10 protein-coding genes (1 of these 10 running past the window's edge) are annotated in these 13,141 nt (G+C 71.3%); 7 read left to right on the top strand and 3 right to left on the bottom strand.

What is annotated here, in order from left to right; translation table 11 throughout:
- The coding region (locus G3I65_RS14880) for a VOC family protein (RefSeq protein ID WP_160696632.1) at positions 1–563 on the top strand (563 nt) is incomplete at its 5' end.
- 249 nt (positions 564–812) lie between these two features.
- Here G3I65_RS14880 and G3I65_RS14875 read toward each other — a convergent pair.
- Entirely contained in the window at positions 813–2,534 is a 1,722-nt protein-coding gene (locus G3I65_RS14875) for an NAD+ synthase (protein WP_160696631.1), read from the bottom strand.
- Between the two features lie 117 nt (positions 2,535–2,651).
- On the opposite strand from G3I65_RS14875, the gene G3I65_RS14870 reads away from it, so the two are divergent.
- Positions 2,652–3,110 carry a hypothetical protein gene (locus G3I65_RS14870; protein WP_160696630.1) on the top strand — a complete coding sequence of 153 codons (459 nt, stop codon included), beginning with the start codon at positions 2,652–2,654 and terminating at the stop codon, positions 3,108–3,110.
- 34 nt (positions 3,111–3,144) lie between these two features.
- Here G3I65_RS14870 and secA2 read toward each other — a convergent pair whose 3' ends face one another.
- Positions 3,145–5,484 carry an accessory Sec system translocase SecA2 gene (gene secA2 / locus G3I65_RS14865; RefSeq protein ID WP_160696629.1) on the bottom strand — a complete coding sequence of 780 codons (2,340 nt, stop codon included), beginning with the start codon at positions 5,482–5,484 and terminating at the stop codon, positions 3,145–3,147.
- Between the two features lie 156 nt (positions 5,485–5,640).
- Between secA2 and G3I65_RS14860 the strand changes: the two genes are divergently transcribed.
- The gene (locus G3I65_RS14860) at positions 5,641–7,203 is read left to right on the top strand and encodes an alpha/beta hydrolase (RefSeq protein ID WP_160696628.1); all 1,563 of its coding nucleotides are present in this window, start codon (positions 5,641–5,643) and stop codon (positions 7,201–7,203) included.
- Complete coding sequence (locus tag G3I65_RS14855) at positions 7,188–8,651, top strand: alpha/beta hydrolase (RefSeq protein ID WP_160696627.1); 1,464 nt, start codon at positions 7,188–7,190, stop codon at positions 8,649–8,651. The genes G3I65_RS14860 and G3I65_RS14855 overlap by 16 nt, the downstream gene beginning before the upstream one ends.
- Here the strand turns inward: G3I65_RS14855 and G3I65_RS14850 are convergent.
- The gene (locus G3I65_RS14850; RefSeq protein ID WP_160696626.1) at positions 8,648–9,304 is read right to left on the bottom strand and encodes an LppX_LprAFG lipoprotein; all 657 of its coding nucleotides are present in this window, start codon (positions 9,302–9,304) and stop codon (positions 8,648–8,650) included. The two genes, G3I65_RS14855 and G3I65_RS14850, sit on opposite strands and share 4 nt — an antisense overlap.
- Positions 9,305–9,391: 87 nt before the next feature.
- On the opposite strand from G3I65_RS14850, the gene G3I65_RS14845 reads away from it, so the two are divergent.
- From G3I65_RS14845 to G3I65_RS14835, 3 genes are all read left to right on the top strand, one after another.
- Positions 9,392–10,672, top strand: a complete 1,281-nt coding sequence (locus G3I65_RS14845) for an MFS transporter (protein WP_160696625.1) — start codon at positions 9,392–9,394, stop codon at positions 10,670–10,672.
- Positions 10,673–11,182: 510 nt separating this feature from the next.
- Positions 11,183–12,526 (top strand): type I glutamate--ammonia ligase, encoded by a 1,344-nt coding sequence (gene glnA, locus G3I65_RS14840; protein ID WP_125306968.1) that lies wholly within the window; start codon positions 11,183–11,185, stop codon positions 12,524–12,526.
- Positions 12,526–13,141 carry the start of an amidase gene (locus G3I65_RS14835; RefSeq protein ID WP_160696624.1) on the top strand. Its footprint extends 941 nt past the window's final position, so only the first 616 of its 1,557 coding nucleotides appear in the window; its start codon is at positions 12,526–12,528; its stop codon lies beyond the right edge, outside the window. Before glnA ends, G3I65_RS14835 begins: the two co-directional genes overlap by 1 nt.

Below are 13,141 nucleotides of genomic sequence, written 5' to 3'. Positions count from 1 at the left end.
GCGTCGCCGACCTGACCGGGGTCACCCCGGCGCCGGGCGGCAGCCACGTCGGCCTCGGCACCGCCAACCACCTCGCCGACCTCGGCGCGGGCATGTACCTGGAGGTGATCGGCCCGGACCCGGCCCAGCCGGACCCGGACGTCCCGCGCCCGTTCGACATCGACGACCTCACCGAGCCCGCACTGGTCGCGTGGGCGGTCCGCACGACCGACCTCGACGCGACGATCGCACGGGCCCGCGCCCACGGCTTCGACCCGGGCGACGCGCAGGAGATGTCCCGCGCCACGGCCGACGGCGAAACGTTGCGCTGGCGCCTGACCCCGCCGAGCGAGCCGGGCACGCTCCGCCCGTTCCTGATCGACTGGGGCAGCACGCCGCACCCGACCACGCGCGGCCTGCCGTCCCTGCCCCTGCTGATGGTGACGGCCACCCACCCGGACCCGGCGTCCGTCCACACGGCGACGGAAGCGCTCGGCCTGGAGTTCCTGGTCCGCCGCGCGGAAAAGGCGACCCTGACGGCGGCGCTCCGGACACCGGAAGGCCGCCAGGTCGCGCTCAGCTGAACGTCATGAACGACGGGGGCGGTCCGGCTCGCAATGCCATGAAAGGGTCGTTCACCTCGTCAGACGACAGGGCCCCGGCAAAGTCGCGCGCCGGCGAGCGGGTGACCGGCCGCGGGCTGGCTGCGTGGTCTGTCCGGCGTCGCGGGGATGTTGTGAATGGGTCATTTATGTCGTCTGGCGAAGTGAATGACTCATTCATGTCGTTGGCCGCGGCGCCCCGGCAGCCGGACCTCCGCGCCGAGTAGCCGGCTAGGCCTTGCCCTCGCGCCACAGGTTGGTCATCGGGAGCCGCCGGTCGCGCCCGAAAGCCTTGAAAGTGATCTTCGTGCCCGGCGGGTACTGCCGCCGCTTGTACTCGGCCCTGTCGACCATCCGCACCACCCGGTCGATGGTCTCCGCGTCGAACCCGGCCTCGATCAGGTCGGCGTACCCACGGTCGCCCTCGACGTAGTCGTCGAGGATGTCGTCGAGCAGCGCGTAGTCCGGCAGCGAGTCGGTGTCGACCTGCCCGGGCCGCAGCTCGGCCGACGGCGGCTTCGCAATCGAGTTCTCCGGGATCGGCGGGGTCTCGCCGTTCTTCACCGCTTCGGCGTTGCGCCAGCGGGCCAGCTGCCACACGTGCGTCTTGAAGACGTCCTTGATCGGGGCGAACGCGCCGACCGCGTCCCCGTAGATCGTCGAGTACCCGACGGCCAGCTCGGTCTTGTTTCCGGTGGCGAGCACCAGGTGACCGTCCAGGTTGGACAGTGCCATCAGCAGCATGCCCCGCGTCCGCGCCTGGATGTTCTCCTCGGCCAGCCCCGTCAGGGAAAGCTGGTCGACGTACACCCGGACCATGTCCTCGACCGGCTCGACGCGGTAGTGCGCGCCGATCCGCTGCGCCAGGTCGGCCGCGTCGTCCTTCGAGTGGCCCGAGGAGTACTTCGACGGCATCGAGACGCCGTAGACGTTGTTGCCGCCCAGCGCGTCCGCCGCCAGCGCCGCGCAGACCGCCGAGTCGATGCCGCCGGAGAAACCGAAGATCACCGACGAGAAGCCGTTCTTGTGCACGTAGTCGCGCAAGCCCACGACGAGCGCGTGCCACACCTCGGCCTCGTCCGAAAGCGGTTCGCAGATGACCGGCTCGGCCGTCGGCTCGTAGGCCGGCAGCGGTTCGTCGCTCAGGACTCGCCGCCGGACCTCCAGGCCCTCGTACGAACCGTCGCCCGCGTACCCGGTCTTCGGCAGGTCCATGTCCAGCACGAGCAGGTGCTCGACGAACTGCGGCGCGCGCGCCACGACCGCGCCGTCCGCGGCGACGACGAGCGAGTCGCCGTCGAACACGAGGTCGTCCTGGCCGCCGATCTGGTTGGTGTAGACCAGCGGCGCCCCGGCTTCGGCGGCGCGGCGGGCGATCAGCGGCAGCCGCTGCTCGTCCTTCGAGCGTTCGTACGGCGACGCGTTCGGCGCCACGACGAGGTCGACGCCCGCGCGGCCGAGCGCCGAGATCGGGCCGCCGTCCTGCCAGATGTCCTCGCAGATGACCATGCCGATGTCGAGCCCGTGGAACCGGACGACGTCGAGCGTGGTGCCCGGCTTGAACCAGCGGTGCTCGTCGAACACGCCGTAGTTGGGGAGGTGGTGCTTGAACTGCCGCGCGACGACCTCGCCGCGGTAGAGCGCCGCCGCCGCGTCGCGCGGGCCGGCCTCGTCGACGTCGAGGTAACCGACGTAGGTCAGCACTTCGCCGCACCCGGCGTCGTCGAGGCGGCGCGCCAGCGACTCGACGCCCTGGCGGGAGGCCTCGGCGAAGGTGCGGCGCAGCGAAAGGTCCTCGACGGGGTAGCCGGTCAGGGACATTTCGGGGAAGACCACCACGTGGGCGCCGGCTTCGGCGGCCCGGCGGGTCCAGTCGACGTGCAGGTCGGCGTTGCCGTCGAGGTCGCCGACCGTGGGGTTGACCTGGGCGAGCGCGATGCGCAGTTGCGGCATGCCGCCATTCTGTCCCACGGCCACCCGCCCGGCCGAGCGAATGTGGGCGAAACGCCACGTCGGGTGCGGATCGCCGGGTACGTTGCGCTGACCGGACGAACCGGACGAGGGAGAGCCATGACGTACCCGCGGGCGAAGAAGGGCAACGGCCTGCTCATCGGCCTGCTCGCGGGCGGTGGTGGCCTGCTGCTGGTCGTGGTCTTCCTGGTCACCGGGTTTCTCGCGCCGGGCTTCCTGGTTTCCGACGACAAGCCGGAAACACCGGGCAGCCCGCCGCTCGACCTGAACTCGGGCAGCATCGCCGCCGGCCAGTTCATCCTGGCCGTCCTCGGCGACGACGAAGCGCAGGCGCGCGAAGCCTCGTGCTCGTCGAACGCGGAAATCGTCGCCGAGTCCGTGAAGCTGCTCGGCAGCGAGAACGCGCACCTGACCGCCGGGACGCCGGTGCGGACGGGGCCGAACGAGATGAGCGTCCCGCTCGAAGGCAAGGTCGGCAGCCGGTCCGTGGAAGGCGCGCTGCGGGTGCGGCGCACCGACGGCGCCTACTGCATCTCCGGCGTCACGACGCCGCACTGACCCGGGGCCCCGCGCGGGGGCCCCGGTGCCGGTGTCACTTCCGCTTGATCATGCTCCGGACCTTCTTGATGGTCTGCTCGAAGTCCGAGTCGAACGGGTTGTCGTGGACCAGGTACGTCCACGTCGTGTTCGCCCGCCGGACCCCGGCCTCGCCGAGGTCGATGCCCTCGTCGGTCAGCTCCGCCTCTTCGAGGGTCTTCGCCGCCCGCGAGTCGGCCTCGCCGATGATCTTGTGGAACTCCGGGATCGCCGCGCGGTGGAACTCGTCCAGCGGCGTCTCCCGGGCAAGTGCCCGCAGGTGGATGCTTTCGCGGACGTCGGTCAGGTACGCCAGGTGGTCCGACCAGAGCTGGTCGATGTGGAACAGCAGCACCTCGCGGCACATCTGCTCCAGCTTGTCCTGGTCGTCGAGCTTCTCCTTCAGCTCGCCGAACTTCTCCGGGTGCGCCTTCTCGAGCTGCTCCGCCGCGTACGCGGTGCGAAGCACCTTGTCACGGTGGGTCAGCAGGTCACGCCGCTGGCGTTCGATCAGCCGCGTGTAGCGCCAGGTGTTGCGGTGGATCTCCAGGTCGACGCCCTCGGCCACGCGCTGGGCGTGGTTGAGCTGCCGCAGCGCCGCGCCGTCGGTGATCTCGCCGGTCTCTTCGTCGTCGACGATGCCCTCGGGCACGTCCGGCGCGTTCGACAGCACCAGCTCGTCGTTCAGGCTGGCGAAGAAGATCGCGCTGCCCGGGTCGCCCTGGCGGCCGGAGCGGCCGCGCAGCTGGCCGTCGAGCCGGCTCGACGGGTAGCGCGCGGTGCCGATGACGTGCAGCCCGCCCAGCTCGACGACCTCTTCGCGGGTCGCGCCGTCGGTGCCACCCAGCCGGATGTCGGTACCGCGGCCGGCCATCTGCGTGGACACGGTGACCGCGCCCTTCTTGCCGGCCTCGGCGATGATCGCGGCCTCTTCGGCGTCGTTGCGCGCGTTGAGCACGACGCACTCGAGGTCGACCTTCGCCAGCTTCTCGGCCAGCTCTTCGGACTCGGCGACGTCCTGGGTGCCGACGAGGATCGGCCGCCCGGTCTCGTGCACCGTGCGGATCTCCTCCTCGATCGCCCGCAGCTTCTGCGACGGCGACGCGAAGACGCGGTCCTCGAGGTCCTCGCGGATGTTCGGGGTGTTCGGCGGGATAACCGCGACCTCGAGCTCGTAGAACTCGCGCAGCTGCTCGGCCACGGCGACCGCAGTACCGGTCATGCCGGCGACCTCGGGGTAGCGCGCCAGCAGCGCCTGGACGGTGATCGAGTCCAGGATCTCGCCGCGGTCGGTCGCGGTGACCTGCTCCTTCGCCTCGACGGCGGCCTGGAGGCCGTCCGGCCAGCGCTGCAGCTCGGCGACGCGGCCGCGGGCGGCGTTGATGAGCTGCACCTTGCCGTCGCGGACCAGGTAGTCGACGTCGCGGGTGAGCAGCGCGTGCGCGTGCAGGGCGACGTTCACCGCGGGGAGCCGGTCTGAAGCCGTCTCGCCGTAGAGGTCGTCGACCTCCAGGCCGAGCGACTTCGCGACGACGGACGCGCCGGCGTCGGTCAGCCAGGCGTTGCGGCCCTCGCTGTCGGTTTCGTAGTGCAGGTTGAGGCGCAGCCGCCGGACGACCTTCGCGACCTCTTCGTCGGCGTCGGTGTGGTCGATCGAGCCGGCCATCACCAGCGGGACGCGGGCCTCGTCGACCAGCACCGAGTCCGCCTCGTCGACGATCGCGACCTCGGGGTCGGGCTGGACGAGGTCGTCGACCGACGTCACCAGGCGGTCGCGCAGGACGTCGAAGCCGATCTCGGCGACGGCGCCGTACGTGACGTCCTTGGCGTACGCCTCGCGGCGCTCTTCGCGCGAGTGCGCGGGCTCGACCCAGCCGACCGACACGCCGAGCAGGGCGTACACCGGGCCCATCCACTCGGCGTCGCGGCGGGCCAGGTAGTCGTTGACCGTGACGACGTGAACGCGCTTTCCGCGGATCGCGTAGCCGGCCGCGGCCAGCGCGCCGGCGAGCGTCTTGCCCTCACCGGTCTCCATCTGCACGACGTGCTTGGTCAGCAGGCCCATCGTGCCCAGCACCTGCACGTCGAACGCGCGCTCGCCGAGTGCGCGCCGCGCGGCCTCGCGGCCCAGCGCGCACACCTCGACCAGCTGGTCGTCGCCGAACGCGGTGTCCTTCAGCTTCTCGCGGAGTTCGCCCGCCCGCTCGGTCAGCTCCGCGTCGGAGAGCTTCTCGAGCTCGGGTTCGAGCTTCTCGACCGCGGGCAGCAGTGCTTCGTAGCGGGTCAGCTCGACGCTGCCCGGCCGCTGGATGATCCGGCGGAGCTTCTTGCCCACCCGGCTGATCAGTGCTGCCACCCCTGGTCTCCCGTTCTCTCTCGCTCGACCGGCCTTCCACCACCCAACGCGACGGTGGTGCGTTCGAGTTCCGCGGCCGGATGGGACGATCCAACCGTGTTCCCTCATCCCAGCGCCAGGTCCGGTCGTCGCCGGATCACCGCAATTGCGACATCCGTGCTGATCGCGGCCTCGCTGGCCGCCTGCACGTCTTCCGGCAAGCCGGCGCCGGTCGCGCCGACGACGGAGTCGCACCCGCCGTCCGGACCCGTGCCGGCCGGGCTGGAGCGGTTCTACGGCCAGAGCCTGTCCTGGGCCGATTGCGCACCTTACGCGACGTCGGAGGACTCGCGGTCGGCGTTCCAGGCGAAAGACGTCCAGTGCGCCCGGCTGACCGTGCCGCTGGACTACGCGAAGCCGGCGGGGGACACCATCACGCTGGGCCTGCTCCGGCACAAGGCCTCGGACGCTGGCTCCCGGATCGGGTCGCTGGTCGTCAACCCGGGCGGCCCGGGCGCCTCCGGCATGGTCGCGGCCGCCGGGCTGGTCAAACCGGCCACGAGCAGCGGCCTGGCCAAGCGCTTCGACCTGGTCGGCTTCGACCCGCGCGGCATCGGCGCGAGCCAGCCGGCCATCCACTGCCTGACCGACTCCGAGCGGGACGCCGACCGCGCCGACGACAGCGAGACCGACGGCTCGCCGTCCGGGGTGCTCAAGCAGGAAGTGCAGGAAAAGGACTTCGCCGCGAAGTGCGCCCAGCGCACCGACGACGGCGCCGGGATGCTGGCGAACGTCGGCACCCGCGACGTCGTGAAGGACCTGGACGTCCTGCGCTCGGTCCTCGGCGACGAAAAGTTGACCTATTTGGGCTACTCCTACGGCACCCGGATCGGGTCGGCCTACGCCGAAGCGTTCCCCAAGAACGTCCGCGCGATGATCCTCGACGGCGCCGTCGACCCGGAGCAGGACGCCGTCGAGTCGCTGGTCGCGCAGGGCCAGGGCTTCGGGACGGCGTTCACCGAGTTCGCCAAGTGGTGCACCGCCCAGCAGGACTGCGCGCTCGGCGGTGACCCGAACGGCGCGGTCACGGCGTTCCAGAACCTCGTCCGGCCGCTGATCGACTTCCCGGTGCCGGTCGGGGACGGCCGCAAGCTCTCCTACGAGGACGCCACCACCGGCGTCATCCAGGCGCTCTACCAGCAGAGCCTCTGGGACACCCTCAATTCCGGCCTCAACGAGCTGAAGCAGCAGCGCGGCGCGACGCTGGAGAAGCTCGCGGACATCTACAACGAGCGCGACACCGACGGCAAGTACGGCACCACACAGGACGCCTTCACCGCGATCCGCTGCGTCGACGACCCGCGCGTCACGGACCCGGCCGTCATCCTCAAGGCGCAGGAGGAGTACGTGAAGGTCGCGCCGTTCCTCGACGACGGCCGCCCGGCTTCGGCGGCCCGTGACGCGTGCGCGTTCTGGCCGGTGCCGAACACGTCCGAGCCGCACGTGCCGAACGTCGAGGGCCTGGCGAAGACGCTGGTCATCTCGACGACCAACGACCCGGCGACGCCGTACCAGGCCGGCGTCAACCTCGCGAAGGGCCTGAAGGGCGCGCTGCTGACCTTCGAGGGCACTCAGCACACGGTCTTCCTCCAGGGCGTGAAGTGCGTGGACGAGGCGGGCGTGGACTACCTCGTCGACGGCACGGTGCCGTCGGAGGGGACCCGGTGCTCCGGGCAGTAGGCGCCGCCGCACTGGCGCTGGTGCTGGCGGCGTGCACGAGTGCTCCGGCACCCGCGCCGCCGCCACCACCGCCCCCTGACCTGGGGAAATTCACCTCGCAGCAGCTCGCGTGGACGCCGTGCGGGCAGGGGCTGGACTGCGCGCACCTGACCGTGCCGCTCGACTACGCCAAGCCGTCCGGGCCGACGGTGCGCGTGGGCCTGCTCCGGCACAAGGCCGCGAAACAGCGGATCGGCTCGCTGGTCGTCAACCCCGGCGGGCCGGGCGGCTCGGGGACGGCGACGGCCGCGTCGCTGGCGAAGTCGCCCGCCGCCGCGCCCCTGCTCGACCGGTTCGACCTGGTCGGGTTCGACCCGCGCGGCGTCGGCACCAGCGAGCCGCGGATCACCTGCCGCACCGACGCCGAGCAGGACGCGGACCGCGCGTCGGACATCGAGAGCGATTCGTCGCCCGATGGGGTGAAAAAGCAGCTCGCCGAGACGACCGCGTACGGCGCGAAGTGCGCCGAAGCGACGAAGTACGGCAAAGAGTTCCTCGCCAACGCCGGCACCCGGGACGTCGTCCGCGACCTCGACGTCCTCCGCGCCGCGCTCGGCGACGAGAAGCTGACCTACCTCGGCTACTCGTACGGGACGCAGATCGGCGCGGCCTACGCCGAGGCGTACCCGCGCAACGTCCGCGCGCTGCTGCTCGACGGCGCCATCGACCCGGCGCAGAGCCTGGTCGACTCGCTGATCACGCAGGCCGCGGGCTTCCAGGACGCGCTGAACGAGTTCGCGAAGTGGTGCGCCTGCCCGTTCGCCGGCAGCACCGAAGCGTTCCAACGGCTCGTGCGTCCGCTGGTCGCGAAGCCGCTCCCGGCGGGGTCCCGGAAGCTGTCCTTCGAGGACGCCATCACGGGGACGTTCGCCGGGCTCTACTCCCGCGGCGACTGGCCCGCCCTGAAAGCCGCGCTCGAGCAGGTGTCGAAGGGCAACGGCCGGACGCTGCTGGCCTTCGCCGACGACTACTACCAGCGCGACCCCGACGGCCACTACAGCGGCGCGATCGACGCGTACTTCGCCGTCCGCTGCGTCGACCACGCCCGCGTGACCGACCGGCCCGCGATCGACCGCGCGCACGGGGAGATGCTGGCCGGCGCGCCCTTCCTGGCCGGCGGCACGCCCGACACGAGCGAGCTGGACATCTGCTCGACCTGGCCGGTCCCGCCGACGTCGGCCGAGCACCCGCCGCGCGCGCCCGGCCTGCCGAAACCGCTGGTCGTCTCGACCACCCACGACCCGGCGACGCCGTACCGCCAGGGCGTGGCCCTCGCGAAGGACCTCGACGGCGTCCTGCTCACCTACGAAGGCGTCCAGCACACGGTGTTCCTCCAGGGCAACGTGTGCGTGGACCGCGCGGGCATCGCCTACCTGATCGGCGGCACCGCCGCGAGCACGCGCTGCTAGCCGAGGTCGACCGGCTCGTTCTGCCTGGTCAGCGACAGTTCGATCATCACAGGGCTGAGGTGGTCGCCGGCCGGCGGGATCTGCGCCCAGAGGCGGGCGAACCGCCGCGGCCCGTCGGCCGACACCCACACCTTGACGATGACGTCCTCGGTGACCTGCGGCAGCACGCCGTGCGCGACGGCCGCGGGCACCTTGCCGCCGACGCGCAGCGCCGCGGCGCCGTCGACGTTCTCCTTGCCTTCGGTCTTGGCGTCGGTCACGCCGTCCAGGAGCCGCTTCAGCCCGGCGGACGGCCCGAGGAACGCCCCTACGGTGTACATCTCCGGCAGGCGCCCGACCTCGGGCTCCGTCGTGATCTCGTCCTTGCGCGCGGTGAAGCGGAACTTGGTGTGCCCGTCGCCGACCTGGACGTCGGCCGTGCCGGTCGCGCCGCTGCCGCCGTCGAGGGTCGCGTCGCCCTCGATCTGCCGCAGCGGGAAGCCCGGGAGCACGCCGTTGACGCCGGCCGCGAAGTGCACGCTCCGGACCGCGGCGAACGACGTCGCGGCGTCGCGGACCAGGTCGCCGCCCGCGGGGAAGGGCCCTCGCGTGTCCGGTGATCCGGTGCAGCCGGCGGTCAGCAGGAGCACGAGCAGGAGGGCGAAGCGGGGCATGCCGCGAGAGTAGTCGTGGCCCGATCCTTGCGGATGATGTCCTCTCGGCCACTTTCGGCGCCTCACGCGCGCGGTGAAACTGCGTGGGTGACTGTTGAGACCCGTCCCGCCCCGAAGCTGCACCGCGCCTGGCCCATCGCCGGTGCCGCCTTCGTCGCGCTGCTCGCTTCCGCCGGCTTCCGCGCCGCCCCCGGCGTCCTCATCGACCCGCTGCACCAGGAGTTCGGCTGGTCCACGGCCACGATCAGTTCGGCCGTCTCGGTCAACCTGGTGCTCTTCGGCCTCTTCGCGCCCTTCGCGGCCGCGTTGATGGAGCGCTTCGGCATCCGCCGCGTGTCGGCGACGGCGCTGTTCGTCATCGCCCTCGGCGCGGGCGGCACGGTGTTCATGACCGCGAGCTGGCAGCTCATCCTGTGCTGGGGCGTCCTGGTCGGCCTGGGCACCGGCTCGATGGCGATGGGCTTCGCGGCGATGGTCGCGGCCCGCTGGTTCGTCCGCAGCCGCGGCGTCGTCACCGGCGTCCTGACCGCCGCAGGCGCCACCGGCCAGCTGATCTTCCTCCCGGTCATCGCGAACCTCGCGGTGACGTCCGGCTGGCGGACGGCGTCGCTGGTCATCGCGATCGCCGCGCTCGCGGTCGTCCCGGTGGTCCTGCTGGTCATCCGCGACCACCCGGCCGACATCGGCACCACGGCGTACGGCGCCCCCGCCGACGCGGAGGTCACGCGCCCCGCCCCGACTACCGGCTCGGTCCGCCGCGCGCTTTCGGTGCTGCGCCAGGCGGCCCGCACCCGCACGTTCTGGCTGCTGGCGGTCGGCTTCGCGATCTGCGGCGCGACGACGAACGGCCTGGTCGGCACCCACTTCGTCCCGGCCGCCCACGACCACGGCATGCCCCAGACGACCGCCGCGAGCCTCCTGGCGCTGGTCGGCGTCTTCGACGTCGTCGGCACGATCTTCTCGGGCTGGCTCACCGACCGCGTCGACCCGCGCATCCTGCTCGGCGTGTACTACGCGCTGCGCGGGTTGTCCCTGGCGCTGCTGCCGCAGCTGTTCACGAACTCGGTCCAGCCGAGCATGTGGGCGTTCATCCTGTTCTACGGCCTCGACTGGGTGGCCACGGTTCCCCCGACGGTGGCGCTCTGCGTCCGCGCGTTCGGCGACGCGGGCCCGATCGTGTTCGGCTGGGTCTTCGCCAGCCACCAGCTGGGCGCGGCGTTCGCCGCCTCGGCCGCCGGCCTGGTCCGCGATCAGCTCGGCAACTACAACGTGGCCTGGTATTCGGCGGCGGTCCTGGCGGTGCTCGCGTCGGCGGCGTCGCTGGCCATCACGCGGGCGAAGAAGCCGGTTCCGGTGCTCGCCACGTGACTTCGCGTCATGAAAGGGTCGTTCACCTCGCCAGACGACAGGGTCTCGGCAAAGTCGCGTCCGGCCGTAGTGGGCTGAAGGGGACTTTCCTCTCAATACATCGCAGGAAAGTCCCCTTCAGCCCACCTCGGCGCGGCTCGCGAGATTCGCTCACCGTCCCGCGACGAGATGAAAGGGTCGTTCACTACGTTGCGGGCCAGGGCCCCGGCAAAGTCGGGCAGCACGGCCGATCCGGCCATCCGCGACGACATGAATGAGTCATTCACCTCGCCAGACGACATGAATGACCCATTCACGACATCCCCGCGACGCCGGGCAAGGCACGCAGCCAGCCTGCGGGCCGGTCACCCGCTCGCCAGCGCGCGACTTTGCCGGGACCCTGACGTTGCGGGCCAGGGGCCGGCATCACCGCGACGCCGGCGAGGCCCGTTCCGGTGCTCGCCACGTGACTTCGTCACCCTCGGCGCGTCGTGAAACATCCCGTTAACACGCTGTCGTTAGGGTGCGGCCATGGATCGCCAGCAGGAATTCGTGCTCCGCACGCTCGAGGAGCGCGACATCCGTTTCGTCCGTCTCTGGTTCACCGATGTGCTGGGGTTCCTCAAGTCCGTCGCGGTCGCGCCGGCCGAGCTCGAAGGCGCGTTCACCGAGGGGATCGGCTTCGACGGCTCCGCCATCGAGGGCTTCGCGCGCGTCTACGAATCGGACATGGTCGCCAAGCCCGACCCGGCCACCTTCCAGGTCCTGCCGTGGGAGACCCCCGACGGCGGCCCGTACTCGGCCCGCATGTTCTGCGACATCGCGATGCCGGACGGCTCGCCGTCGTGGGCCGACCCGCGGCACGTCCTCCGGCGTCAGCTGTCGAAGGCCGCCGAGGCGGGTTTCACCTGCTACGTGCACCCCGAGATCGAGTTCTTCCTCCTCGCGAACCTGCCCGACGACGGCAGCGAGCCGGAGCCCGCGGACAACGGCGGCTACTTCGACCAGGCCAGCCACGCGACGGCGACGCACTTCCGCCGGCACGCCATCGAGACCCTCGAGGCGATGGGCATCTCGGTCGAGTTCAGCCACCACGAAGGGGCACCGGGTCAGCAGGAGATCGACCTCCGTTACGCCGATGCGCTGACGATGGCCGACAACGTGATGACGTTCCGCTACGTCGTCAAGGAGGTCGCGCTGACCCAGGGCGTGCGCGCGACGTTCATGCCGAAGCCGTTCACCGACCAGCCCGGCTCGGGCATGCACACCCACATCAGCCTGTTCGAAGGCGATCGCAACGCCTTCTACGACGCCGAGGACCCGCACGAGCTGTCGGCGACCGGCAAGGCGTTCGTCGCCGGCCTGCTGCACCACGCCAAGGAGATCTCCGCGGTCACCAACCAGTGGGTGAACTCCTACAAACGCCTGATCAGCGGCAGTGAAGCGCCGACGACGGTCTCGTGGGGCCGCGCGAACCGCTCCGCGCTCGTCCGCGTCCCGATGTATTCACCCGGAAAGGCGTCATCCCGACGGGTGGAGATCCGTACGCTGGACTCGGCGTGCAACCCGTACCTGGCGTACTCGGTGATCCTGGCCGCGGGGCTGAAGGGGATCGAGAAGGGCTACGAGCTGCCGCCACCGGCCGAGGACAACATCTGGCAGCTCAGCGACTCCGAGCGGCGTGCCGCCGGGTACGCGCAGCTGCCGCAGAACCTGGGGGAGGCGCTGGCGGAGATGGAGAAGTCCGAACTCCTGCCGGAGGCGCTCGGCGAGCACGTCTACGACTTCTTCCTGCGGAACAAGCGCGTGGAGTGGGACAACTACCGCAGCGCGGTCACCCCGTACGAACTCCGGACGCTCCTCCCGGTGCTCTGATGGGGCGGCGGCCGGTGTTCCTCGCGATCCTGGCCGCCACGCTCGCGCTCGTCACGAGCGCACCCGCGACAGCAGCCCCGCCGCGCTTCGACCTCGACACGGCCGACATCCCGGCGCTGCAGGCGCGGATGGCGTCCGGCCGGCTCACCGCGGTGGGCCTGACCAGCGATTACCTCGACCGGATCCACCGGGTCGACGGCAAGGTCAACGCGGTGCTGGCGCTCAACCCGGCGGCCCTGAGCCAGGCCGCCGCGAGTGACGCTCGGCGCCGCGCGCACCACCTGCGCGGCCCCCTCGACGGCATCCCGGTGCTGGTCAAGGACAACGTCGACACCCGCGACCAGTGGACGACGGCCGGGTCGCGCGCCCTGCGCAGCTTCCCGGCGAAGGACGCCACGCTGATCACCCGGTTGCGGGACGCCGGAGCGGTGATCCTCGGCAAGGCGAACCTCTCCGAATGGGCGAACTTCCGCGCCGCGAAGCCGACGTCCGGCTGGTCGGGCGTCGGGGGCCAGACGAACAACCCGTACGTGCTCGACCGCAACCCGTGCGGGTCGTCCGCCGGGTCCGCGGCCGGCGTCGCCGCGACGCTGGCGCAGGTCGCGATCGGCTCCG

This window comes from Amycolatopsis sp. SID8362, assembly GCF_010550475.1.
Classification (GTDB): Bacteria; Actinomycetota; Actinomycetes; order Mycobacteriales; family Pseudonocardiaceae; genus Amycolatopsis; species Amycolatopsis eburnea.
Note: the sequence above shows the minus strand (reverse complement) of the source record. Positions and strands in the feature narration are given on the sequence as shown.